The sequence below is a fragment of the Paenibacillus terrae HPL-003 genome (assembly GCF_000235585.1).
GTDB lineage: Bacteria > Bacillota > Bacilli > Paenibacillales > Paenibacillaceae > Paenibacillus > Paenibacillus terrae_B.
Genome location: NC_016641.1, coordinates 2097372 through 2123475, shown reverse-complemented (window position 1 = coordinate 2123475; position 26104 = coordinate 2097372). Strand labels below are relative to the sequence as shown.

The window sequence follows — 26104 nt, the reverse complement described above, 5'->3', positions numbered from 1 at the left end:
CCTTAAACCACCATATTTTCCCAAAAACACTCCAAATGAAGGACAGGTGAATTCACATGGCTAACACACTGCTCAGTATTCAAGTGATTCCTAAAACCCCCAATAACGAGGACTCTTACGCATATGTAGATAAGGCGATTGAAGTTATTCAGCGCTCTGGTGTCAAACATCAGGTGAACCCATTGGATACGACCATGGAAGGCGAGCTGGACGAGCTGCTGAAAGTGGTTAAAGAAATGCATGAGGCTCTGACGGAAGCAGGCAGTCCAAGCATCATTTCACAAATCAAAATCGCACATAACCCGCAGGGCATCAGCATGGATAAGCTGACCGAGAAATATCGCCCATGAATCCGAAAGACAAAAGCGCATCCTGGTGGAAAAGTGTATGGCCGCCCCTTGTGGCGGTCCTCTTCTTTTTAGCGGCTTGGCAGGGAGCGGTTTCCTATTTGCATGTCGAATCATGGATACTGCCAGCTCCGTCCCTGATCGTGCAGGAAGGAATGGCTCAGTCGGCATTGCTTGTTGCCCATACGTGGGCTACGATTCGCCTGACGCTTGGGGGATTTGCTATAGGGACAGCAACAGGACTGTTGATTGCCATTGTTCTTCATACCATCCCTTTTCTCAAATCGGCTCTGTATCCGCTGCTCATTCTTAGTCAAAACATTCCGACCATCGCTCTCGGCCCATTGCTGATGGTGTGGTTTGGTTTTGGCGTGTTGCCCAAGCTGATGGTTATTACACTGGTCTGCTTTTTTCCTGTGGCTGTAGCGGCCATGGACGGGCTGACGCGGACGGACCGCACGATGATGAGCTATATGCGCATGTCGGGCGCAGGCCGCATGGCTATTTTCATGAAGCTGGAGCTGCCGCATTCCCTGCCACAAGTATTTTCGGGCATCAAGATTGCAGCCACCTACAGCGTGATGGGCGCGATCATTGCCGAATGGATCGGAGCCAGCGAAGGAATTGGATATTATATGAACCTGCAAAAATCAGCCTACCGCACGGATCTGATTTTCGCAGCCATTGGCATTATCGTTACACTTAGTTTGCTAATGTTCGTAGCCATTCTGCTGCTGGAAAAATGGCTGGTACGTTGGAAACCCGATCAGGTATAGCTTCCAAATGGAACTAAAGGATATCAAAGAAAGGACGTGGCGTGTATGAGTCTGCATCCGACTGATTTATCACCGCAAAATATGGCTGATGGACAACGAGCTGTGGAACCGCAGGAGCATTCTTTCACTCCTCCAGCCTTGGAACTGGACAGCATCAGCCTGGCCTTCCGCGAAAAGCGTAGCTCACTGCCTGTATTACAGGATGTGTCCTTGACCGTCCAACCTGGGGAATTCGTCTCCTTGATCGGTCCGTCCGGCAGCGGCAAAAGCACGCTGTTTCACATCATCGGTGGGCTGCTGAAGCCGCAGTTGGGGCACATCCGTATGCACGGACAGGACGTGACCGGGGAACGCGGGCATATCAGCTATATGCCGCAACAGCCCGCGCTTTTCCCGTGGCGTACCACGCTGGACAACGTGCTGCTTGGGCAGGATAATGCGCCGCGGAAAGATACAGCAGCGCAGCCCCGGCACACCAGCGAACGCGAACGCCGCAAGGAAGCCCTGCAATGGCTGGAGCAGGTCGGGCTTGGCCCCTTCGCCAAGGCGTATCCGCATACGCTCTCTGGCGGCATGCAGCAGCGGGCGGCTTTCCTGCGCGCGCTGCTCAGTCCGCAAGAGCTGATGCTGCTGGATGAGCCGTTCAGCGCACTGGATGCGCTGACGCGCGGAGACATGCAACAATGGCTCCTGCGGATGTGGGAGAAGAACCGCCGCTCCGTGCTGTTTATTACCCACAGCATTGAGGAAGCGTTGTTGCTCTCCGATCGTATCTATGTACTGTCGGCACGACCTGCTTCGGTGATACATGTCGTGGACGTTCCCTTCCCCCGCCCTCGCAGGGAAGAAATCACCCTCGACCCGCGCTTTATCGAATGGAAGCGGAAAATGACAGGCTGGATGCGCGAGGAAAAGCACAGACTGGAAGGCGACACGGGCAACAGGGGAAGCGTCCGTGAGGATGCTTCAGATGACGAGGTAAAGCCGCTATGAATGACTCAAAGAACATGAAAGCGGACACGGCAGCGCCAAAGGCAGCACCCGCGCCGCTAATCGATGCGCACATCCATGTGGATAGCTATCCGTCTGATCAGCAAGAGCTATTGCTCGCTTCGCTTGCTGCTAGCAGTGTCAAAGCCGTCATAGCCGTGTCCATGCATCTCGCCTCCAGCCGGGCCAATTTGTGCTTGTCTGAGCGTTATCCCGGGCTGGTACGACCCGCCTTTGGCTTTCATCCCGAACAGCCTCTTCCACCGCAAGCTGAGCTTGATCTGTTGTTCGACTGGATGGACAAGCATGCAGAGCATATGGTCGCCGTAGGTGAGGTCGGCTTGCCCTACTATAATCGGCTGGAAGCCTTGCAAAGCGGCGTTCCCTTTGACCTCGCTCCTTACATAGAATTACTGGAGCGTTTTGTCCAGTTTGCGCGGAAGCATAACAAACCGATTGTGCTGCATGCCGTCTATGAGGACGCGGACATTGCCTGCGATTTACTGGAACGCCACGGCGTCACACAGGCGCATTTCCATTGGTTTAAAGGCTCTGCCGCCACGACCGAACGCATGGCCCGTAACGGCTATTATGTCTCCTTCACACCGGATCTCTTGTATGAGGACGAAATCCGAAGTTTGGCAACACAGTATCCACTCGGTCAGGTGATGGCGGAAACGGACGGCCCTTGGCCCTTTGAGGGGCCTTTTGCCGGACAACAGACCCATCCACACATGACCGCCGAAGTCATTCGGGCCTATAGCAAGCTGACAGATCAAGATGAAACTGCCGTTCGGCAATTATTTTATGACAATACGAGACGCTTTTACGCACTATCTAATTTATAAAGTCGTTACAGCATAAGCAAAGAACCTCCGAGTACGCATCCTATTGCCAGCGTAACCGGAGGTTCTTTGTATTTTTAAGCCTATGCATGGCTCTATAAGTTGTGAATAGGTCCCTGCTTTATTTTGGGCTGCTCTACTTTTATTGCTTCAAAAATCCCTTCTGCTCCAAAAAAGACTTCATCTGCAAGCGTGCAGGCTCGGTCAGCCTTGCTGCCATCTGCTCTGACCATGGGGTAGACCGCTGACCACCTGTGCGTTCCTTCAAATATTCAGCCGATGTGTGATCATACAGATCCACAGCTTTCATCGTCTGATTTTTGTCGTAGCCGTTCATATGCAAAACACCGGACAGCGGAAGACGTGGACGTAAGCTTCCTTCCTGATCCGGTACACCAATACACATGCCGAACACCGGATATACCAGCTCAGGCAATCCCAACAGCTCGGATACCTCGGCTATTTTCGTACGGATGCCCCCGATGTAAACGATGCCCAAGCCAAGTGATTCGGCGGCTACCGCTGCATTCTGTGCAGCTAACGCGGCATCAATGGTCGCAACCGTATAATTTTCGACGGAACCTTCATAGGAAGGCTGACCCGGCTGATGGTGAACTGTGACCTGCTTCAAACGATACAAATCTGCACACCATACCAGAAATACCGGGCATTGCTCAACATAAGCCTGACCCCCCGCCAACTCAGCCAGCTTTGTTTTCAAAGAAGGCTCTGTAACGGCAATGACGGTATAAGCCTGTACATTGCTGGACGAGGAAGCCATTTGGCCTGCTGCCATAATAGCTGCGAGCTGCTCGTCGGTAACGGCGTCTGACTTGAATTTTCGTACAGACCGATGATTCATCAACAAGGAAATCGTATCATTCATGACTGCTTCACTCCTAATCCATAATTATCTGTGTCAGGCTGTGCGTATACAAAGAAGTTTTTGCATGTTTGCATGGCACTACTACAAATATTATGAAACTTTCGCGAATGATAAGCAACCTCACTCCACGGCAAAAAGCAAGCACGCTGGAAGTCAAGCCGTACGTACTTGCTTATTTTAACCGTTTAACCTCACTTGGATGCTGGTTGCATTACAGCTTCACCCGCTGGAGACGCAGTGCATTCAGCACAACCGAAACAGAACTAAATGCCATGGCCGCTCCCGCAAGCCACGGGGCCAGAAAACCCAAAGCTGCAATCGGGATGCCGATTACGTTGTAACCGAGCGCCCAAAACAGATTTTGGCGTATATTAGTCATGGTCCGGCGGCTCATTTCGATCGCGTCAGGAATGCTGTTCAGGTTGCCGCGCATGAGCGTGATATCGGCGGCCTCCATCGCCACATCCGTCCCCGTGCCCATGGCCATCCCGATATTAGCAGTAGCCAGCGCGGGCGCGTCATTAATGCCATCCCCGGCCATAGCTACGATCAGACCCTGCTCCTGAAGCCGTTTTACTTCTTCGGCCTTGCCCTCTGGCAATACCTCAGCCAGTACCCGATCAATTCCGGCCTCGGCAGCAACAGCCCGCGCGGTCCGTTCATTGTCACCCGTAATCATGATAACCTCAATGTTCATTGCACGCAGACGGGCAACTGCCTCCCGTGACGTTTCCTTAATCGTATCCGCCACAGCTACCAGTCCGGCATAGGAACCGTCCACCGCAATCAGCATGGCTGTTTTGCCTGCGTTTTCCAGCCCATGCATATGCTGCTCGACTAATTCGCCAACCGCGATGCCCTCACGACTCATCAATCGACGTGTACCCGCCAGTACCTGCTTGCCTTCCACATGAGCCTGCACACCATAGCCCGGAATATTTTCAAAGTCCGTTGGCTCTACCAGCTCAATGCCGCGATCCGCAATCCCCCTTACAATGGCTTCCGCCAGCGGATGCTCCGAGCTTTTTTCCGCCGCAGCTAACAACCGCAGCAAATCCGTTTCACTCAAGCTTCCTTCTCCGACCATAACATCTGTCAGCTCTGGCTTGCCGTTTGTAACTGTGCCCGTTTTATCCAGCACCACGGCATTGACCGAACGAGTCATCTCCAAATGCTCTCCACCCTTGAACAGAATGCCGTATTCTGCGGCGCGTCCCGAGCCCGCCATAATAGACGTTGGCGTAGCCAATCCGAGCGCACAAGGACAAGCAATGACAAGCACCGCAATCATTTTCTCCAGTGAACCTGCAAAATCAGCCGGTGTAACAAGGAAAAACCAGACGATAAAGGCCAACACAGCGATAGCTACCACGATCGGAACAAAAATACCGGAAATCTGATCCGCGATCCGCTGAATCGGTGCCTTGGAATTTTGTGCATCTTCCACGACCTTAATAATACGTGCTAACGCCGTATCCCCACCAACACGCTCAGCCTGGATACGAAGTACGCCGTTTTTATTGAGCGTAGCTCCTGTAACCGCAGAACCCGCTTCTTTTTCCACCGGAAGACTTTCACCGCTCAGCATGGATTCATCCACTGCCGAGCGTCCGTCCACGACCACACCATCGACAGGAATTTTCTCGCCGGGACGTACAATAAAGATATCTTTCACACGAACCTGCTCCATCGGTACATCAAGCTCTTGCCCATCACGTACCACACGCGCTGTTGTCGCCTGGAGACTCATCAGACTCTTGATCGCCTCGGACGAACGGCACTTGGCTACTGCCTCGAACCATTTGCCGACGAGAATAAGCGTAATCAGCACCGCGCTTGTCTCATAGTACAGTTCAGGCATTTTCATGACAGGCATCCCTGCCATACCTCCCATGCTGTCCATCACGGTAGACGGTCGCAGTGTAAGGTACAAGCTGTAGAAATAAGCCGCAGACGTGCCCAGTGCAACCAGTACATCCATATTTGAGCCGCCATTACGCAGTGCTTTGTACGCACCTACATAGAACTGCCATCCAATGATAAATTGGATCGGTGTAGCCAGCACAAGCTGGAACCACGGGTTCAGAAATAATCCAGGCACATAAATCCATGAGGTAAAGGAAAAATGAGCTACCATCGCCCACAATAACGGAAATGACAGCACCGCGGACACAATCCACTTCCATTTTTTACGCTGGATATCCTTGCTGCGCACATCTGCAATGTTATCTTCGGCACTCTGCGGGATGGCTCCATAGCCAAGCTGTTCAATCTTGCTCACCAGATCACCGACCGCAATACTTCCCGCCGCATATTCCACATGTGCCGTTTCCATCGCCAAGTTCACCGTAGCTCCTGTCACACCCGACATCCGGTTTAGCCCCTTCTCAATACGGGTTGCGCAGGCTGCACATGTCATGCCTGTCACATTCAGATTGGCTTCCTCGCTCACCGTTCCAAAACCCAGAGAAGCAATTTTATCGCGAAAATCAGGAATATCGGCCTGCTTCGGATCATACGAAATCGACGCCTGCTCCAAGGCCAGATTCACATTAGCCTGCGCCACGCCGTCTATTCGATTCAGTCCCTTTTCAATACGGCTGGCGCAGGCAGCACAGGACATCCCCGTAATATGAAGCGTTGTCTGCTTGTCACCGTCGGTCACACGGTTTTCCATGGTTACTCTCCTCCTACATACCCCTATGGGGTATATTCTTGTTCAAAAGAAAAAGCCTCTTTATGGAAGCTCCTCCTTTGAAACAAATCTTTTTACGCGTTATATATCCAACTTAAACGACGTCGTAGCCTTGGTCTTCGATTGCGGTTTTCAGAGCTTCAACGTTCAGCTTGGACTCGTCATACTCTACAGCCACTTGCTTCGCTTCAAGATTGACCTTGCCGGAAGCGCCGACTTTCTCCAAAGCTCCTTCTACTGCTTTCACGCAATGATTACAGCTCATGCCTTCTACGTTCAATGTAACTTGTGCCATTATGTTTTCCTCCTCCAGGGTACTTCATGTACCCGATCATGTGTATGGGTATTGCTTTTAACGGATTAGCTTCTTGACCGTAACCAGCAGCTCGTCGATCACTTCCGGCTCTCCGGCCTGCATGCGCTCAATGACACAGCTTTTCATATGCCCTTCCAGCAGCAGCTTGCCGACACCATTCAGGGCGGACTGGACAGCCGCAATCTGATTTAGCACATCGTCACAGTAGGTATCCTTCTCGATCAAGCCCTTGATTCCCCGAATCTGACCTTCAATACGATTCAGTCGGGATGTAAGACTATTCTTGAATTCTGCCGAATGATGACTTTTTCTGACGATCTTATCCCCATCTGTTCTGCCACAAGCTTCGTGTACTTCAGTGTGGGAAACAGGTTGCTCCTTAGCCATACATCAGCCTCCTGTGTTGTGTATATGCATTCATGCATTTGTTAATATGCTTCTAGCATAATATACCCCTATGGGGTATGTCAACCTTCCAGAAAAATGTCACTTGTTCGCCTTATTTCAGGCCTCCACGCGCACTTCCTTGGGCAAGCACCATAAAGCTTAGCAGCGCACCGACTTCCGCTATAGCGATGACGATAGCCATCGGTATGGGGGTTGTCCCACTGCCCAAGCCCACCAGCGGCGAAGCGATGGAGCCAAGTAACAGAGGCAGCAAGCCGAGCATAGCGGACGCACTGCCTGCGGAACGCTGCTGGCTTTGCATTGCCAATGAAGTGGTGGTGGTACTCACGATCCCGACGCAGGAAACAACAAAGAACAGCGGAACTAGAACAGCAAACAGTTGACCTCCGGTAAAAGCCACAGTAAGCAAGCTAATTCCGGCTACAGCCGCAATCACCAAACCCGATAAGAGCAACTGCCGTTCGTTGAAGCGGCCGACAAGCCTTCCGGTCAATTGAGAAAACAGTACAATCCCCAAACCATTCACCGCGAAAATAATACTGTATGTCTGCGGCGAAACCCCGAAAATATCCTGGAGCACGAACGGCGAGCCAGCGATGTACGCAAACATGGCTCCTGTAATGAGCGCCTGCGAGAAGGCGTATCCCATAAAGCGCCGATCCGTAAAAAGATGACCGAGCGTACTAAGCGTCTGCTTCAAACCACCCGATGAACGACGGCTGACAGGCAGTGTCTCCGGTAGCCCCAACACAACGGCAATTAACATAGCCACCCCAACTACACAAAGCACCATGAACACACCGCGCCAGGATACAAAATTCAAAAGCACACCGCCCAGCACAGGAGCAGCAATCGGAGCCACACCGTTCACCAGCATAAGCAGCGAAAAGAAGCGCGTTAGCTCTTTGCCCGAATATAGATCACGCGCAACGGCTCTGGAGATGACGATCCCCGCAGACCCGGTAAGTCCCTGAATAAAGCGTAGCCCGATAAGCACGCCGATATTCGGCGCAAACACGCATAACAGCGAAGCGGCAGCGTACAGGACAAGCGATACTACCAGCGGCCCTCTACGTCCTCTTACATCACTCAGCGGCCCCGCAACGATCTGTCCAACTGCGAGTCCCAACAAACAGGCGGTCAGACTGAGCTGGGCCAGCGAAGTCGTCGTATGCAAATTATTGGCTAATGTAGGCAATGACGGCAAATACATATCTATGGACAAGGGTCCGAAAGCGCTCAACGCTCCCAGAACAAAGGCAATCCATAAAATCCGGGATTTGGTCATATCTGCGGCAACCATTACCGTATTGGAAAACCGACTCATAATAACAATCATCCTTTTCTGAAAATATAAAATATCACTTCAATATATTATGATAACATTCATTTTATCCTGCTTCGATCATTTACACGCTAATCCGCAATTTTTTTTCGAAACTGCTACATATCAGGCAGGAATTTACCAATTTAAGGTCGAATTATACCTTAACCAAAACAAAAAAATTGCGAAAGCTGGAGAATAACTATGGTCTATGATGGAGTACTGCTTGGTCTCATTGTAGGTCTGTTCAGAGGAGGCTGGCGGCAGGGTTTAATTCGTTTCAGCCAAATTCGCCTCATTGCTGGCTGGATGTTCCCTGTGCTGCTGCTGGTGCAGTTCATTATTTTTTATGCTCAGGAAAAATGGGCTTGGCTTGCGTCCATCAACGGTTATCTGTTTATGGGCATCTATGTGGTTGGATTGATTTTTCTCTGGCTGAACAGGCACCACGAGGGATTCAAGCTTATTTTAATCGGGGTCCTGTTGAATTTTGTCGTTATGGCGGTAAATGGCGGCAGGATGCCGGTCTCGTTGAGCGCTTCTGAAGTGCTAGGCCCTTATTATACGGAAATGCTTAAATCTGGAGGCGTTATCTCAAAGCATTACATGATGGATGCGGGTACGCGTTTATCATTATTGGGTGATATTATTCCACTCTCCAAGCCCTATCCCCGTACGCAGGTGATCAGTATTGGAGATGTCGTCATGAACTTTGGGATGTTCCTGTTTATTCAAAGCGTCATGGTCGTGAACAAAAAGAAAACCACTCAGCAAGAAACCCATCCCCGCCACGCCTAGTGCGCGCCTTATTCCAAGGAAGGGAGTGAACCCTATGAAAAATTTGAAATATTCCCGTGTGATTATCAACGCTATTATCGTCGCTTCTGTCGTAATCGCTTTGACTTCCGGTTACAAAATCGGGGGCTAATCACCGATAAGGAAAAGGGAAGCACAGGCTCAACAAAACAGGCTGGATTCCGGCCTGTTTTTTCATGTGAAATTTTCGATTACAAAATTGTAAATTATCCCATTTACCCCCTGGTAGCTTTGACATCAAGATACGACAAGGCAGGAGAATGAAATAATGAGTATAATAAAAAAGCTGCAAGAACGGGTTAACACGACGGGATTATACGTGTTTTTCATATGTACGGCAGGCTTAGTCGTCCTCTTGTATACGAACCATTGGTCCTTTATTCATTATTCGCCTACAGAGTGGGTCACGATCTACTCCCTGCTGGGAGCGGTTCTGATTTTGGAACATTTTACCTTCCAACTGCCACCAGCCAGTAACAAGCAATCGATGGATTCCTCCGTGTATCTCGCTTGCATTTTTGTGCATGGTGCTGAAATCGCTATGCTCATTTTATTGCTCAATGTACTGATTGCCACAATCCGGTATAGAGAACTGTCCTGGTGGAAGCATGCCGCTAATTTTTCCATCTACGCGCTTTCTATTTTCCTGTCTTCTACCGTCTTTGAGCTAAGTGGCGGAATGCAGGGGGGCTTGAACGATAAGCATTTTATTTCCTACCTGCTGGCGCTGTTCTGCTATTTTGCGGTCAATACCGTTACACTGGGTCTCTACTTTTATATTGCTTACAAAGGCTCTCTCAATGAGCTAAAAAAGGCTTTTCTCGCTGAATCCCTGCTTGTTTACTTATGCACACTCATCCTGTCTCTCGTACTGACCACACTGATTTATCATAACGGTATTTTGGGGCTTCTGTTGTTCCTTGCGCTAAGTATGCTTCTATCCCACGCGTTCAAGCAGTTGTTTACGATGTATCGGGAAATTGAAGAAAAAGCCAACATGGACCGCAGAACAGGGCTGTACAATCACAGTTATTTTGAAAATGCACTCGAAACCGAGCTGAATATAGCCAGAACCCAGAATACCCCCCTCAGCCTTGCCCTGATTGATATTGATGATTTCAAAAAGTACAACGATCACTTCGGCCACCTGAAAGGCGATCAACTGTTGGGATTTCTCGGAGAGATTCTCAAAAAGGAAACTTCCGGCACCAATATTATCGTCTCCCGCTATGGCGGAGAAGAATTTACGCTGCTTATGCCTGACCATACCGCCGAGCAAGCCTACGAAACGGTCAATGCCATTCGAAAAAGGCTGAATGATTCCCGCTACGAGGGCGTCGAAATCTTTCCGCATGGCTGCTTGTCCTTTTCCGCAGGCATTGTGCAAAGCCGTGTCGACATCTATGACAAATCACAACTGGTCGATCTGGCAGATAAAGCACTGTACTACGCCAAGAAGCAGGGGAAAAATATCGTTCACACACATGGCAGTCTAAATGAATTGGAACGTGAAGTCGATCTGGGACAGGATATTCGTGATATTGAGCAGCAGCTTAATTTGTTTTTGTACAAGGATATTAACACCTTCAAGCATTCCAAGCGAGTGTTCAAGTACGCAGTAGACATGAGCGAAGTGCTTCAGCTCAGCCAGGAAGACAAGCGTCGTTTTGTACTGGGCTCGCTCATTCATGACATCGGAAAGCTGGAAGTTCCCTGGAATATTCTGAATAAAAAAGAGAAGCTGACCAACGAGGAATGGTGTATGGTGAAAGCGCATGTCACTTGGGGCAGGAGAATTATAGAGGCCAACGAGCGGTTCACGGATCTGGTTCCTTTTGTGGAGCTTCATCATGAACGCTATGACGGAGGCGGCTATCCATTCGGTTTCAAGGGCGAGCAAATTCCACGACTGTGCCGGATGCTGACGATTATTGACTCCTTCGATGCCATGACCACCGAGCGTCCCTACCAACCCACCAAAACGTTTGATGAAGCCATTAAGGAACTGCGTGACTGCTCTGGTAGCCAATTCGATCCGGAGCTAACGGCTATTTTTATCCACCATGTCCAGCATAAGCTGCCTGCTTTCATGGATTCTATAGAGGCAGACCACTAATCCCCATATGCTTGCCCCTTTACCCCTACCGTTAAAATCGTCCAGATTTCAACAACGGCAGGGGTTTTTATATTATTTCAAATTTCATATAAATGTCATAATTCGCTCCATCTATTTCCGCCACATGCACTATGATTAAAGATATGAATTTAGGCTTGACCGTATGAGATGTCGCACTTTAGGACATCCTCGCTTCAAGTAATCGAGAGAAGGTGAATCCACGGGCATGTTGCACCTGTCCAGACCAGCCCGCGCGGCTTGTCTTCTGCTGCTGTGCCTACCGTTACTTTTACTGTTTCCTCACTTATCATGGGCCCACGCATTTGTCGTTGAATCCAGTCCGACCGAAAATCAGGTTTTGGACAAGCCGCCTTCACAGGTAAAAATCACCTTCAATGAGAATTTGCAATCTGCTTTTATGTCGATGAAAGTGACTGATGAAACAGGTAAACGGGTCGATACAGGTAAAGCACGGCTTCATCCTGAGCATGAAGACACGATGGAAATCAAGCTAATTCCGGGGATGAAAAATGGAATTTATACCGTCAATTGGAGAGCCCTGTCGGCAGACGGACATCCGGTGAACGGAGTGATTCCATTCCAAGTCGGCAACGGTTCCAATGCGTATACAGACCCCGCTGCCGCCACATCCGAAGGCTCGGGAGCATCGCGGCTTGACCTAATTGCTACACGCTGGTTGCTGTATATAGGATTGTCGCTGCTTTTGGGAGCGCTCTGTTTTCGGCTGCTCATCCTGCCAGGAACGGATCAAAGCAAGGACACAAGTGAGCGGCAGAAACATGACCAACAGACTGACATCACGTTACCACGCTGGTCCGCACTGCTATGGAGCGGCTACGGTATCACATCTGCCGCCATCCTGATCAGTCTGCCGCTTCAGGCATCCTGGGATGCCGGGGTTTCTATCGGTCAGGGCTTTTCGTTCCCGATCCTTGGAGAAGCCCTCCAGTTCACAGGGGCGGGACAAATCTGGTTTATCCAGATGATTCTCGTGCTGGTACTGAGCGTAGCGCTGATTTATACGCTGGATCACAGTATTTCCAGCCGCCAGCGCCATCTCTGGGGCTACGGCTCCGTCGTCCTGACGCTAGGCCTCATGCTGTCCAAGGCCTTTATAGGCCATCCGGCGGCGGCTACCCATCCGGCTCCGGCCATCGCAGCGGACTTCGTCCATCTGGCCGCGGCAGCCTTCTGGATCGGCTCACTTGCCGTTATGGCGCTGTGCCTGCCTGCTGCCGGTCCAGAGCTGCCCGTGTCCGAGCGGGCAGCTCTGCGGCAAGCGGCCCTGCGCCGCTTTGCCGGCTGGGGCATTGCCATGGTGGCGGCGCTGCTCGCCACCGGCATTTATGGAGCCGTGCTGTACGTCCCAGCTCCATCCCTGCTGCTGAACACGTCCTACGGACTCGTTCTGCTTGGAAAAGCAGCGCTGCTGCTGGTCATGCTGGCCTTCGCGGCCAGCCAATTTCGCAGCGCACGACAAGCGGCGGCAGCCACGCGTGCCGCCGGGGGCTTGCGCACCGAGCTGTCCATCGGCCTGCTCGTGCTGCTGTTGGCGGCGGTGCTTACCCACCTTTCGCCTGGTCAGGCACCTGCGGTACCGTTTGAGGAAACTCGCACCGCAGGCGAATATAACGTCACGCTGGCGGTTAGCCCGAATGCCGTCGGCAGCAATGAATTTAAGGTAACCGTGCGGGATGCCAAAGGAGCCACCGTACAGGGAATTCAGCAGGTCACACTGACACTCGTTCCGGACGCCCCTGACAAATCCCGACAGGAATTTGTTCTCCCTGCGCGGCAACAGCAGCCATTCCTTACTCAAGAGCTGCTGACCGCTGAAGGAACATGGACTGTACAGGTACATGCTCTGACTGCATCATTGGATGCAGTTGACGCCGAATTTACTCTGCATGTCGGCGCGGTAAAATAATCTAGGACATGTAATTACAAATCATTCAAACTAAAGGAGCTTATTCATATGAATACAACGATTCAAAGGGTAAAATCCAGATTTTCCAGGCTTGCGACCTCCATGGGTCTGATTGCAGCAGGTGCTTTACTTTTTGCGGGTATGGCCAGTGCCCACGTAACAGTCAAGCCTTCCGTTTCACAGCCTAATGCTTGGGAGACGTACACGTTGAAAGTGCCTGTAGAGAAAAACATTCCAACAACCAAAGTGGCTTTGAAAATCCCGAAAGAGGTCGTTTTCAAACAGTATGAGCCTGTACCAGATTGGAAGGTAACAACCGAGAAAGACAGCTCCGGCAAAGTAACCACCGTTACCTGGACAACCGACGAAGATGGCATTCAGGCGGGTCAATACCAGCGTTTCAGCTTCGTAGCACAAAATGCAGACCAAATTACCGAAGCTGCATGGAACGCTTTCCAATATTACAGTGACGGAAGTATCGTGGAATGGACAGGCGATGAAGGAAGTAGCAATCCGCATTCCATTACCAAAATAACGACGGAGGCTACATCCGAGGCTTCGGCACCTGCCGCAGATCATGGGCATGATTCGGCTGGTGCCGCCGCAGGCCATGCAAGCACAGACACGGCTAAGGATAGCAGCAGCCCGGCGCCCGCTTCGAACAATGCTACCGAAGCCGCACCTGCCGCCGCTGCCCCTGCCAGCTCTGCCGCACAAACGACAGCACTCGTTCTGTCGATTATTGCAGTCGTGCTTGGTGCAGCAGCCGTCGGCATTGCGCTCAAACGCCGTAAATAATCTGGGTTACGAGCGTATAGGAGTTATATGAATGTATGAATTATACGAGTGGTAATAAATAAAAAGCAGGCACCTGTATTAAAGGTGCCTGCTTTTGTTCTGTTCCTCACTAAACTTGCAATATGTATGCAGCCATTAACCATCGGCCCTATATCTTTTTTTATTTTTCATCTTGTATTATTTCCATCAAAGATTTTTAATTCAAAGTCGATTACTCCTAAGTAATCGACTTTTTTTGTATTTTGCATAGAATTCGAAATTGTATGTACCATCTTCACATTCACCTATCTATCATTTTTTTTGGTAAAATGGTAGAAACCTCACGATTCTAACATGATAGCTTTGCAATCTATGATGCATAGGAGAGTATAAGATGAAAATCGTAAATAAGGCTCTGATATCCAGCGCTATTTTTCTCAGTACCGCAGTGGGCAGCTTTAGCCCCTTGGCACAAGCGGAGGCGGGCAAGGTCAGCATTATGCTGGACGGATATCCGTTACCGTTCCCCGTACAGCCCGCTATGATGAATGGCACGACCATGGTTCCCTTTCGTGCTATTTCTGAGGCTCTTGGCATTACAGTGAAATGGGATCAGACCAGCCAAAGCATCACCGCCACCAAAACACAAGGCTCTGCAACCAAGCAGGTGGTTCTGAAAATGGGCAGTCGCAATGCCACAGTGGACGGGCAAACAGTGCAGCTAACAGCCGCACCCCAAACCGTGCACGGAAGCACGATGATCCCGTTAGGCTTTTTCGGGCAGCAATTCGGGGCCACGGTGAACTGGAATCAGGCAGCACGGACGGTCTCTATTACATCGCCACGTGAGGCCATGTATACGGTAGGCTTCTATGCGCTATCATCTTTTGACCAGCGAGCCAAGATACCGAATTTTAACGCAGTAGCCTTCGGCTGGAGCCGAATTGATACGAACGGACAATTCACGACGACTGGTAAAGAATACAAATGGCCTCAAGCTTCTGGAGCCGTAACACCGGAGTCTATTGTACAGGAGGCAGACAGCCAGGGGACTTCCCCTTATCTGATGGTTTATTCGGTCGACGGTAATCACGAGTTGACCAAAGTTTTGGAAAATACACAGCTTCAAGAGCAGACCATTTCCCAAATCATCAGCACCGCCACCGATAAGCAGTTCAAGGGCATCACGCTTGATCTGGAAGGACTGGGCTGGAGCGGCGATAAAGCCAAAGCGCGTTCAGACTACAACGCCTTTATCCAAAAGCTGTCGGCCAAAGCACATCAGGCCGGACTCAAGCTCACTGTCGTCCTGCATCCGCTGAACAGCTCTTACGCTGGCTATGACTACAAGACGCTGGGCAATCTGGCGGACGATCTGATCATTATGGCCTATGATTACGGACAAAAGGCAACGCCTGAGCCACTCGATAAAGTGGACGAAGCCATTCGACTGGCTTTGAAGGAAACTTCACGGGACAAGCTGATTTTAGGGATCTCTATGGGTAGCGAAAAAGACAGCACCATCAACGCCAAGATCGGTTTGGCCAAACGCTATGACCTGAAAGGCATCGCCATCTGGCGGCTGGGCATCATCGGAGAAACCGCCTGGACACAGATGAACGAATCTATCGAGTTCAAATAAGTAAATCTCGCAATAACGTCTCGCTCTTATTCCGCCCGCTGATGAATTTCATGCATCTTCCATGCGAAGCGCCATGAGATCATCAACGGGCTTTCCTCATTTTCTACTTCAACAAGAAGGCTCCCTACACTTGGAATTTGCCGCCACAGGCTCGCAGGTCTGTTCCCCATAGAAGATACCCCAGTCTCTCATAAAATCCAACAACGGCCTCAACGTATCACCCAACGGGGTAAGCGAGTATTCTACATGCGGCGGATTCTCGTTATAGATTTCACGGTGTACGATACCGTCACGTTCCAGCTCACGAAGCTGCAAGGTCAGCATACGCTGCGTAATATTGGGCAAGGTCCGTCGAATTTCGTTGTAGCGTAAGGGCCCCGTGGTCAAATGATATAAAATGACCCCCTTCCATTTGCCGCCGATCACCTCGACCGTTTTCGCTACCGGGCATCCAAAATTTACACTACCTGCGTTTTCCACTTTTTGCGCCATGTATTCCCCTTCTTTCTGCCGGATGTAAATCAGCGTTCCTAAACCTATGACAAGGAACAAATATGTGCGTACTTGTTCACTCCAGAAACTTTTTATATGATGACTATACATTCGATATTAGCTCTCATTATAGTAGCAGAAAATAAAAAGAGCACCAACTAAACCAAAAACTGGAGGGATATAGCTCATGTCCAATACATCCGTAAAAAAGCGGGAAATTCTGGATGCCTTTCTGTTCAGACATGCCACCAAGGAATTCGATCCTGATCTCATCATACCGGAGGAAGATTTTCAATTTATTCTCGAAACCGGGCGGCTTTCCCCAAGCTCCGTCGGTTTTGAGCCGTGGCGTTTTGTGGTCGTACAAAATCGGGTATTGAGAGAAAAGCTGGCTGCGGTTTCAAGCGGGGGCCAAAAACAGATTCCTGCTGCCAGCCATGTTGTCCTGATTTTGGCACGTAAGGATGTTCGTTATGATTCCCCGTATGTGGAGTATATGTATAAAGAGATTAAAGGGATGTCCGAGGAAGACTTTGCCTCACTGCCGGGCCGATATAAAATCTTTCAGGGTGAAAATCAACGCCTGCTGGAAAACGAACGTACGTTATTCGACTGGGCTTCCAAGCAAACCTACATTGCCTTGGGCAATATGATGACGGCGGCGGCTCAGATCGGCATTGATTCCTGCCCGATTGAGGGCTTTAACTACGATCAGGTGCATGCCATTTTGGAGGAAGAAGGACTGTTGGAGAACGGACTGCTGGATATTTCGGTCATCGCTGCCTTTGGTTATCGGTCCCATGAACCCAAGCGGGAAAAATCCAGACTGCCGTTGGAACAGATCACACGCTGGGTTCTGTAAATATACCTCCAATACTGTCAGTCAAGCTTAAGTATAGTAAACATCCTACAGGCGGGCTTGCGATCATCCATCTTAACGATGGTCCATCGCAGACCGCCTTTTTATTTAAAATTTTTTTCTTCTACGACCTTTTGTTTATAGCCGCGGCCAAGTTATCCTATATAATAAGATGTATCTGCCTAAAAAGGAGTAAAGCACACGTGGATAGATCAGAGAAATTGACAAGGATTGTTATTGTCGATGATGAAGAGTTAGCTTTGGATTATATGAAGCGTCTGCTTGGCAAGTTACAAGGCATACATATTGCAGGAGCTTTTACGAATCCGTTCGTAGCTAAAGACTATATTCTACTTGATGATATAGACTTGGCCTTTTTGGATGTAAGACTTCCAGAGATCAGTGGAATTGAATTAGCACATCAAATTTTGGAGCACAAACCCCATATTCAGATTGTATTTGTTACGGCTTACGATAAATACGCTATCCAGGCCTTCGAGCTTAATGCGCTGGACTATCTGCTCAAGCCGGTCACGACAGAACGTCTCATCAAAACCATGAATCGCATTCTGAAGCGTAACGATCAAGCTGCCTCCATACCTGAGGATCAGCCTTCCCTTCTTCATTTACAGGTTTTTCAACATGTCGTCTTCACATTGCCGGATCAACAGCCCACTGTTCTTCAGTGGAGAACCAAAAAGGCTCAGGAGTTGTTTTTGTACCTGCTCCAGAATCACGACCAATGGGTCCGCAAATCTGTCTTGATTGAATTACTATGGCCGGAATATGAAGAAGATAAGGCTTACTCTCTTTTATATACTGCCGCTTATTACCTTAGAAAAACGATAGCACCGTATCATTCCTTTTTAGATATTTCCAACACGAATGGCGGTTATATTTTGCATACGCAAAACGTGCTGCTAGATACAGAAAGATGGGAGTCCCTCCTGGCATCCGCTCCACAGATGAATAAGGAATCTATTCACTATTATGTTAAAATGATGGAATTATACAAAGGGGACTATTTACAGGAATATGATTTTTGGTGGGTTGAAAGTGAACGCCAAAGGCTGCATAAAATGTGGTTATCCACATCATTAAAAATGGCAGAGTGGTATAGAGGGAACGCCCAGCCTGAAGAGGCGATCTCTATTTATGAGGGCATCTGTAGTCGTCACCCCCAAGCAGAGGAAGCCTACTGGGGACTAATGAAAACCTATGCTGATTTGAACAAAAAAAACTTAGTTAACAAGTGGTATGATTTGTTATCATCCGTCTTATGGGAAGAACTTCATGAGAAGCCCAATGAACAAATTACGAATTGGTTTATAGAATGGCAAATGGCACATGCCTAGTCTCACGGCTGAAGTCATTCTCCGGAACTCGTAGAACCCCATCAGAACCGGCACTTACTTCGCCTCGTTCTGTATGAGGTCCTACGGGACAGAGATATTAAGTTTCTTGCCTTTGTGCCCGGGGAACATGGAAGCTCACCGTTGTACCCTGATTGGAATGACTACTAATATACAGCCCCTTACCGAATACTTGCTTCAGACGTCGGTCCGTATTCCGTAATCCAATCCCGCTATACTGTTCTTGCTGAGGATCCAGCAGACGATCCAGCTCCTCCTGACTCATGCCCACACCGTCATCCATAATGGCTATTTCTGTACCATCCTCCTGCTGCTGAATTCGAATGCACAATGTTCCTCCATCTATTCGATTCATGATACCATGCCTAATCGCATTTTCCGCAAGTGGCTGAATGGACAACGGCGGCAGAAGCAAGGACACCTGTTCGTCTACTTCCCATACAATATCTAGTCTATTCCCAAAACGCTCCTTCTCTATATAAAGATAAGATTTCAGGAGTACAAGCTCGTATTCCAGTGATACGACTCTATCAAGATTTTGAGGATTGAAGCTTGATCTTAAATATTTACCGAACTCCTCAATAAGATTCACCATTCTGGCGTGATCCACATGACTTAAGGATGCAATGGTATTCAAGGTGTTAAACAAAAAATGAGGTTTGATTTGCGCCTGTAACCATGCAGCTTCCATCCACAGCCGCTCCCTTGCTGACTTTTTAACATCAGTCAAGGCACGGACCCTGGATTTCAATTCCATGGAATCCACAGGCTTCATAATATAATCGTTGGCCCCAGCATGAAATCCCGTATATAAGTCCTCCTGCTGACTACGTGCCGTCAACAGCAACACAGGCAGCTCGGAAATGCTAAAATATTCCCTCACACGCCGAGTTAACTCATAACCCGACATTTGGGGCATCATGACATCGGCTATAATCAAATCCCATTCCCGATGATCCAACCTATGCAGGGCCTCCTGGGCACTGGTTACAGTGACAAGATCATAAGACTCCGATTCCGAGGCGAGAATGCCCTCTAACACCCTTAAATTAACCGGATCATCATCTACCGCGAGTATGGCCGACCGTGCAGAGCCTGCCGCAACCTGCATCACAGCTTCATTCTGCAAAGCTATAAAATCGGTATCTGCCGCTTCATCCATACGCACCTTCCCGTTATCTCGTGATTCGTCTGGGATAGGTGAGGGATCAAGCGGTAGCGTGAAAGAAAAGGTTGAGCCTTGCCCAAGTTCAGAGCTTACACTCAGAGATCCCCCATGAAGCTCCACCAACTGCTTGCTAATGCTCAACCCTAGTCCAAGCCCATCCCCAATAACCGTCAAATGAGAATTTCCTTGTTCATATGGACGAAATATTCGCTTTTGCGTCTCCTTATCCATCCCAACGCCAGTGTCACGAACCTCAATACTGGCCATTTCGCCCTGGATGTGTGCGTGAACGGAAATGGTCCCCTCAGCAGTATATTTGACCGCATTGTGAAGGAGATTGAACAGGATTTGGATTACCCGATTTTCATCCGCTAATACATTTGGAAAATCAGCAGGGATGCTTACTACCATGTTTAGCGGTTTACCATCTGTCATGAATTGGAGCATATCCAACACACCCGAGGCTACAGCCTGGGGCTTCAAGCTTCTTTTTTCCAGAAGAATATCCTTTTCACGCAGACGTGTAACATCCAGCAAATCATTCAATAATAAGGACATACGGCGACCGACCGTAACGAGCAATTGCATGTTTCTCTTGTTGGGCTCGTCCAGGGCGCCATTCTGATTCTCCAGCACGGTCTGTGCTATATTGATCATCCCATGCAGAGGATTTCGCAGCTCATGAGAGGTGTTGGCCAAAAATTCATTTTTCACCTGATCAGCGCGCTGCAGTCTCTCCGTCAACCTTCTCAGCTCGGCGTTCGTATTAAAAAACCGTTTGAACCAATAGGACGCAAACGCCACAAAGGCCAGCACAATATCCCAAGGGTAATAAGGGAGGTCATTCGTTTTGAACACGCCCCACAATATGCTGGAAGCAATGCTAAGGGATGCGAGCAACAGAAAAATAGCCTCTTTTTGCCCTCTGAATGTTCCAAGAAAAGCAACCGTGGGAACCGTAACACACAGGGTCATGCCTGAGAATGCGACAAGAGCCAACAAAAATGCATAAAGGTTGGATGTAGATGCAAATAAAACCGTAACCGCAAAACAACAGTGGGCTATAAAAACAATCTGAATGATGCGGGATCGAACCAACAGAGACTGCACCAGCTTCAGTACACACATACCTATTCCTATATAGGAAAGTATGGTTATTTTTAACGCAAGACTCACACTGATGGGGAACCAGTCTATTAAAAGCTTGTCATCGTCTGTCAGGATGGATAATACCGTACAGACTACAATTCCCGCAAAATACAGAAGCGCCTTCTTTTGTGGATTCATAAAAAATATAACGACTACATATACCCCGTGAAGCAGCAAAATAATACACACCATAATTTGCATCGAGATCGCGAAGTTGGTTCGGCTATTCACAGCCTCCGCGCTTCCAAAAATGATAGGCTTCACAATCCCTCCACTGGAAGGAAAGTCAAAATTGGATACTTGAATGACAATCTCCATGGCCTGCCTGTTCGTATCAAACATAGCAGAGAACGGAACGGTTGATCCTGTATGCTGTTCGACCTTGTTAGAGACCTGGCCGCTATGACTAACTAAACGGCCGTTGACAAATATGTTGGATGCCGTACTAATCCTCCCAATTCGAAGTCCGTATAAAGCATCCTCCGCCCTGTCACTCAAAATAAGCAGCCGATAAGTTCCAACCCCATATGCCTTATGATCCACAGGAGATACCGACTCACTCCATAATCCCGGTACCTGAATGGTCTGACGCTGCTTCTTCATAGATAAGGACTTCAGTTCAGCAGGGGAAGATAATGTTCCCGGATAAAACTCCCACTCACCATTTAATGGTAGGGTCTTCATCTCCTGCAAATTCAAGCCCCTCAGATCCAGAATTCCCGCCTTGGCCCGTGGATAATCCTGATTATGGTAATAATCAAACCACAGCATACGCAGGCCGATAATCACGATCAGGAATGACAGCGTAATTAAAAAAAATCTCTGCTTACTCATCCACTTGTCATCCGGTACCATACATCAACGTAACTCTGCCGGGCTCTCATTCGAACCAGCAGCATTGGATGGTGATTCAACACATAATTTACTGTGGCGTGCGGCTTACCCATCAACGCTTGAGCCTCAATTCTCATGCTTCCACAACCTTATCTGTAGCATTATCTTCTCTAATGAATCAACCGATCATCATACGGATACCTGTCAGGACAATACCGATCAGGAAGCCCGTAACCGCGCCGTTAATACGTATCCACTGCAAGTCCTGCCCCAGCTTGTCTTCCATCAGAGCAATCAGGGAATCGTTATCCATTTTATCTACATTTTCGCGTACCAGATTACCAATCCGACTGTGGTTGGCTTCCACCAGCCCGGTAATGCCTGCCACAATTCTAGAATTGAGCTTGTCCAGCAGCTCGGTATTCCCTCTCAAATCAGCCAGCATCCGATCCAGTAGCGGCAAAATATAGGTCGGCACATAGCTGCCGTCTTCCATATAGTCCAATAAGCGTACGCGCAGCTCTTCCATCTTATGGAGCACCGACGCATCGCCTTCCCAGGTATCCACGAGACTGTTTTTCCAGCTGTTCAATCCTTCCTGAACCGTATCTTTCGTCGCTAGACGGGTAAGCTGTGTTTTCAGACCGTCCAGCACGGCCTGACGGCGTGGATGTTCTTCCCTTTGCAGCTCCGTAACCTGATCCAGCAGGAAATGGCGAATCATTTCGCCCATACGCTCTTCGTTCAGATAGCCAAGGAACGCATTCAGGGCGAATTGCATGAGCCCGCTCACTTGCAAACCGCTAATGGCCTGCATTCCCAAGGTACCCAGCGTGTAGCCCGTTTCCGGCTTCAAAAGCCAGGATTCAGCCTGCTCCAGCGAGTAATCCAGCGCGCGGCGGTCATAGCCCTTCTCACTGGTTTGACGGGCAAGCTCCTCCAGCAGCGGTCCGGCGTCGAAGCCTGTCACCTGCCGCTTGATCTCGGCCGCGATTATCGGGGCCAGCTCCGCAAGCGGAAGCGACCGGACCAGTCGTTTGGCGAGAACATCTATGGGTGCAGCCGCTTCCTGCGTGCGCATTCCCTTTTCCACACCGCCCAGCATCAAATCGGCCAGCCGGATATCGGAAATTTTAGATGCGATACTGTCTTTGCCCAGCAAGTTATTTTCCACCGTACTCACCAAGGCATTCGTCAGCTTATCCCTGTTCTTGGGAAGAAGCGCCGTGTGCGGAATCGGAATGCCCAGCGGGTGACGGAACAATGCGGTGACGGCGAACCAGTCCGCCAGTCCTCCGACAAGTCCAGCCTCGAAAGCACCTGCTAACAACCGAGCCCAGCCATATTGCTGAAAAGGCAACATAGCTGCAAAGCCCGCTCCGAGAATAACGAGCGACCAAGCCGCTGCGGTTTTCGTATTTTTTGGTTTTCCCATCCTATAATCCTCCAAACTAACTGTCGAGTAAGTGAAGCCCTATATCTGTTTTACTCATCATATCATTGCCCGTATGAATTCCAAAGCTAAAAGCACTCTATTTCATTTATCATATTATTGAATATATTTACAGTACACTAATCAGCATAAAAAGAGTTCATATATCCCCCTTGTGCGTCTACATAATTGTGAACAATATCACAACATTGGACCCAATCTAATTTTCTCCATGATAAGCCTAATGAACTATTTCGCTAGAACAAAGACCCATTTTTTTCAAAACGAAAGGATATGCGTGTTGGAAGGTGGAATGGGCATAGAATACCTTTAGCATCCTTTATCGGATTTTATTCCAGAAATGAATTGAACCCATGGAATCTCCGAATTTTTTCAACATAATTTAACTTTTTCGTATGGAGGAATGAGTTAAAAACATGGAGGAAACGAGGCTATTTTCACCATAATAGTACACCTAAATTCGAATGGAAAATAATTCAAAATATAATTTGCTACATGCATATATGTGATGTGATAAAATAAAACCGTATAAATAGGAAATCATGTGTAAACCACCATTTTATTTGTTAAACAAACAGCGTTTAGCTCGATAAATTTGATCTTTTGTAAAGGAATTGGATATGACAACAGACCAAAAAAACAACGTGAATGGGACCTCTTGGAGCAGCGATCCAGTCGTCATTGCACGTACTCCCTCCGCTTTTGCTAAGCGATCTCTTTTTTACATACAGGAAATAGGTTATTTCAAAAAAACATCTGCTTATGCCATGGAACGGAAGGAACTCACCTCGTTTCTGCTCGTTTTTACGATATCAGGACAAGGGGAATTGCTATACCGGGAGAAAAAATACATATTGAAGCCTCATGATATGTTTTTCGTTAATTGTGAGGAATACGTACAGTACAGCACCGCTGGTCATGAAGCATGGGAGTTTATCAGTGTAAATGTGTACGGTAATCTGATCGACAATTTTTATGATCAATTTGCCAAGCACAACAAGCCTGTAATATCACTCAACGATCCATGCACCATATTGGACAAGCTGCGTTCCCTGCTATGCGTACAATCTGATAGAACTCTTACTGCAGAGCTGTTTACATCCAGACTCATCGGTGAGTTGCTGACGTATATTTTGCAGCACCCCTACGATCATCCGTATGTAAACCCGGATACGATCACCGAAGTACGCAAGGTTCAGCAATATTTGGATTGCTCCTACAGTGAACGAATTACGCTGGATTCGCTGGCAGACATGTTTGAGTTAAACAAATTCAATCTCGCTAAAAACTTCAAGAAACAGATCGGATTTTCTCCTATCGATTATCTCATTAATGTCCGCATCACAGCGGCTCAAGGCTGGCTTAAAACCAGTGACGAATCCATTGTGGATATCGCACGGTTTGTAGGTATTCCTAACACCAGCCATTTTATCAACCTATTCAAGGAACATGTCGGAGAAACCCCACATTCCTTCCGCAAAAAATGGGGGAATCGAACTAAACTATAAACTCATCTATCGCGACTTTGTTGAAAAACAGAGAAAATCTGAGATTGTGCTTGCCTGATCGGAAGCCCAACTGATAGAATGATAGATATAGACTGTTCAGGATAAATGGCAAACCTGTCGAAAGGCGGGGACGCAAAGCTACAGGGCCTTCTTTTTAAGATGGCAGCCAGCTACCGGTTGGAGAGGCTTTTTGTCGTTCTTTTTTTCCTGAAAAACTTTATACGATAATAGCAAACCTGTCGAAAGGCAGGGACGCAAAGCTATAGGGCCTTCTTTTTAAGATGGCAGCCTGGCCGCCGAAAGGAAGTTTTTCTATGAGGAAAATGATATTTTCCGCACTTCTTCTATTTTTCATGTTGTCCACAACACTCTTAAATTCGACAACTTACGCTGCTGATAGTGATAGTGTTGCATGGTTGGATCAAAACAATGTAAATCATGGTACGGTCAGTGTGCGTTACCCTGTTAAACCTAACATTAAAACCAAGATTTTGGTTACCAAAGATGCGCAAAAATACTCTTATAATCTGACACCCGGAAAATCTGAGGAAGTATTTCCTCTCCAAATGGGTAATGGGAACTATAGCATTAGTATTTTGGAACAGCTTAGTGGTAATCAATATAAAGTGATCGGACAAGATACGATCGAGTTAAAGCTAAACGATAGCAAAGCGATATATCTCAATTCCATTCAAAATATTGACTGGAGCGATGCCAACCAAGCGATTCAAAAAGCCCGTGAATTAACCCAAGGCGCTACAACGGATCGCGAGAAGCTTCAAAAAATTTATGACTACGTCATTAGTCATATCAAGTATGACTCCAATCAGGCCTTTGCCTTAACGACTGACTATCTGCCGCAAATTGATCGTACGTTAAGCTCACAAAAAGATATTTGCTATGGTTATGCTTCACTGATGGCTGCTATGTTACGAAGTGTAGATGTACCAACCAAGCTGGTTATGGGCAAGTCTTCCTACGTGGACACTTACCATGCCTGGAATGAGGTCTACATCGACAATCAGTGGGTGGTCGTAGACACTACAGTAGATGCAGCCCTGTATAAGGGTAAACAAAAATCCGAAATGATCAAAGATCCCTCCAAATACATTAAAACAAAGCAATATTAATATCAATATTTTTATTAATATAATTTTTAAAAAATAAAAGATGAAGAAATAAAACCACATTTCTTGTAGAGCCTTGATCATAAGATCAAGGCTCTTTTTCTATCCTTGTTGAGAAATTGTTGAGATGTGGCATGTATTCTAGTCCAGAAAGACATTGAGGTCTAATCCATAATCCTAATTTCGGGACAAAAGGAGGGGATATTCATCCTCGCATGTGAATTTTCATAAATCTGATCAAGCTCAATGCGGCTA

General features: G+C 48.2%; 22 protein-coding genes and 2 riboswitches. Of the genes, 13 read left to right on the top strand and 9 right to left on the bottom strand.

Annotated elements, in window-relative coordinates:
- Positions 1-56 precede the first annotated feature (56 nt).
- From HPL003_RS09740 to HPL003_RS09725, 4 genes are read left to right on the top strand one after another with little or no spacing between them, the layout of a single operon-like run.
- On the top strand, positions 57-350 hold the full coding sequence (locus HPL003_RS09740) for an MTH1187 family thiamine-binding protein (RefSeq protein WP_014279449.1): 294 nt from the start codon (positions 57-59) through the stop codon (positions 348-350).
- The gene (locus HPL003_RS09735) at positions 347-1123 is read left to right on the top strand and encodes an ABC transporter permease (protein WP_014279448.1); all 777 of its coding nucleotides are present in this window, start codon (positions 347-349) and stop codon (positions 1121-1123) included. Before HPL003_RS09740 ends, HPL003_RS09735 begins: the two co-directional genes overlap by 4 nt.
- A gap of 45 nt (positions 1124-1168) precedes the next feature.
- On the top strand, positions 1169-2116 hold the full coding sequence (locus HPL003_RS09730) for an ABC transporter ATP-binding protein (RefSeq protein WP_014279447.1): 948 nt from the start codon (positions 1169-1171) through the stop codon (positions 2114-2116).
- Positions 2113-2961 carry a TatD family hydrolase gene (locus HPL003_RS09725; protein WP_014279446.1) on the top strand — a complete coding sequence of 283 codons (849 nt, stop codon included), beginning with the start codon at positions 2113-2115 and terminating at the stop codon, positions 2959-2961. Before HPL003_RS09730 ends, HPL003_RS09725 begins: the two co-directional genes overlap by 4 nt.
- A 139-nt stretch (positions 2962-3100) precedes the next feature.
- Here the strand turns inward: HPL003_RS09725 and nfsA are convergent, their stop codons facing one another.
- The 5 genes from nfsA to HPL003_RS09700 form a co-directional block, all read right to left on the bottom strand.
- The gene (nfsA, locus tag HPL003_RS09720) at positions 3101-3844 is read right to left on the bottom strand and encodes an oxygen-insensitive NADPH nitroreductase (RefSeq protein WP_014279445.1); all 744 of its coding nucleotides are present in this window, start codon (positions 3842-3844) and stop codon (positions 3101-3103) included.
- Between the two features lie 211 nt (positions 3845-4055).
- A complete protein-coding gene (locus HPL003_RS09715; RefSeq protein ID WP_014279444.1) occupies positions 4056-6521 on the bottom strand; it encodes a heavy metal translocating P-type ATPase in 2466 nt (821 codons plus the stop codon).
- A gap of 112 nt (positions 6522-6633) precedes the next feature.
- Positions 6634-6834 carry a copper ion binding protein gene (locus HPL003_RS09710; RefSeq protein WP_007428461.1) on the bottom strand — a complete coding sequence of 67 codons (201 nt, stop codon included), beginning with the start codon at positions 6832-6834 and terminating at the stop codon, positions 6634-6636.
- A 57-nt stretch (positions 6835-6891) separates the two neighbouring features.
- Entirely contained in the window at positions 6892-7242 is a 351-nt protein-coding gene (locus tag HPL003_RS09705) for a metal-sensitive transcriptional regulator (protein ID WP_014279443.1), read from the bottom strand.
- Between the two features lie 112 nt (positions 7243-7354).
- Positions 7355-8590, bottom strand: coding sequence for a multidrug effflux MFS transporter (locus tag HPL003_RS09700; protein WP_014279442.1), 1236 nt, complete (start codon positions 8588-8590; stop codon positions 7355-7357).
- Positions 8591-8791: 201 nt separating this feature from the next.
- Here HPL003_RS09700 and HPL003_RS09695 point away from each other — a divergent pair, with 201 nt between their 5' ends.
- The 5 genes from HPL003_RS09695 to HPL003_RS09675 all read left to right on the top strand — a co-directional run bounded on the left by HPL003_RS09695 (position 8792) and on the right by HPL003_RS09675 (position 15886).
- Positions 8792-9385, top strand: a complete 594-nt coding sequence (locus HPL003_RS09695; protein ID WP_014279441.1) for a DUF5317 domain-containing protein — start codon at positions 8792-8794, stop codon at positions 9383-9385.
- 286 nt (positions 9386-9671) lie between these two features.
- The gene (locus tag HPL003_RS09690) at positions 9672-11519 is read left to right on the top strand and encodes a bifunctional diguanylate cyclase/phosphohydrolase (RefSeq protein WP_014279440.1); all 1848 of its coding nucleotides are present in this window, start codon (positions 9672-9674) and stop codon (positions 11517-11519) included.
- A gap of 226 nt (positions 11520-11745) precedes the next feature.
- Positions 11746-13467: a copper resistance CopC/CopD family protein gene (locus tag HPL003_RS09685; protein WP_014279438.1), complete on the top strand. Its 1722-nt coding sequence runs from the start codon at positions 11746-11748 to the stop codon at positions 13465-13467.
- A gap of 48 nt (positions 13468-13515) precedes the next feature.
- Positions 13516-14265: a YcnI family copper-binding membrane protein gene (locus HPL003_RS09680; RefSeq protein ID WP_014279437.1), complete on the top strand. Its 750-nt coding sequence runs from the start codon at positions 13516-13518 to the stop codon at positions 14263-14265.
- A 373-nt stretch (positions 14266-14638) separates the two neighbouring features.
- Positions 14639-15886 carry a stalk domain-containing protein gene (locus HPL003_RS09675; protein WP_014279436.1) on the top strand — a complete coding sequence of 416 codons (1248 nt, stop codon included), beginning with the start codon at positions 14639-14641 and terminating at the stop codon, positions 15884-15886.
- Between the two features lie 108 nt (positions 15887-15994).
- Here HPL003_RS09675 and HPL003_RS09670 read toward each other — a convergent pair whose 3' ends face one another.
- The gene (locus tag HPL003_RS09670) at positions 15995-16378 is read right to left on the bottom strand and encodes a winged helix-turn-helix transcriptional regulator (protein WP_043922354.1); all 384 of its coding nucleotides are present in this window, start codon (positions 16376-16378) and stop codon (positions 15995-15997) included.
- 187 nt (positions 16379-16565) lie between these two features.
- Here HPL003_RS09670 and HPL003_RS09665 point away from each other — a divergent pair, with 187 nt between their 5' ends.
- Entirely contained in the window at positions 16566-17240 is a 675-nt protein-coding gene (locus HPL003_RS09665; protein ID WP_014279434.1) for an NAD(P)H-dependent oxidoreductase, read from the top strand.
- Between the two features lie 200 nt (positions 17241-17440).
- Positions 17441-18592 carry a response regulator gene (locus HPL003_RS09660; protein ID WP_014279433.1) on the top strand — a complete coding sequence of 384 codons (1152 nt, stop codon included), beginning with the start codon at positions 17441-17443 and terminating at the stop codon, positions 18590-18592.
- A gap of 97 nt (positions 18593-18689) precedes the next feature.
- On the opposite strand, the gene HPL003_RS09655 is transcribed toward HPL003_RS09660, so the two are convergent.
- Genes HPL003_RS09655 through HPL003_RS09650 form a run of 3 tightly spaced genes read right to left on the bottom strand, consistent with a single transcriptional unit; the run spans position 18690 to position 23196 of the window.
- Positions 18690-21761, bottom strand: a complete 3072-nt coding sequence (locus tag HPL003_RS09655; RefSeq protein WP_014279432.1) for a hybrid sensor histidine kinase/response regulator — start codon at positions 21759-21761, stop codon at positions 18690-18692.
- Positions 21758-21898, bottom strand: a complete 141-nt coding sequence (locus HPL003_RS28860; RefSeq protein WP_158308732.1) for a hypothetical protein — start codon at positions 21896-21898, stop codon at positions 21758-21760. The genes HPL003_RS09655 and HPL003_RS28860 overlap by 4 nt, the downstream gene beginning before the upstream one ends.
- 41 nt (positions 21899-21939) lie before the next feature.
- Positions 21940-23196, bottom strand: coding sequence for a DUF445 domain-containing protein (locus HPL003_RS09650; RefSeq protein WP_014279431.1), 1257 nt, complete (start codon positions 23194-23196; stop codon positions 21940-21942).
- 638 nt (positions 23197-23834) lie between these two features.
- Here HPL003_RS09650 and HPL003_RS09645 point away from each other — a divergent pair.
- Both HPL003_RS09645 and HPL003_RS09640 read left to right on the top strand, forming a co-directional pair.
- On the top strand, positions 23835-24722 hold the full coding sequence (locus HPL003_RS09645) for an AraC family transcriptional regulator (protein ID WP_014279430.1): 888 nt from the start codon (positions 23835-23837) through the stop codon (positions 24720-24722).
- Between the two features lie 97 nt (positions 24723-24819).
- Positions 24820-24900, top strand: a riboswitch (cyclic di-GMP riboswitch).
- A gap of 41 nt (positions 24901-24941) precedes the next feature.
- A riboswitch (cyclic di-GMP riboswitch) is annotated at positions 24942-25023 on the top strand.
- Positions 25024-25036: 13 nt separating this feature from the next.
- Positions 25037-25852 carry a transglutaminase-like domain-containing protein gene (locus HPL003_RS09640; RefSeq protein WP_014279429.1) on the top strand — a complete coding sequence of 272 codons (816 nt, stop codon included), beginning with the start codon at positions 25037-25039 and terminating at the stop codon, positions 25850-25852.
- The last annotated feature ends 252 nt before the right edge of the window (positions 25853-26104 follow it).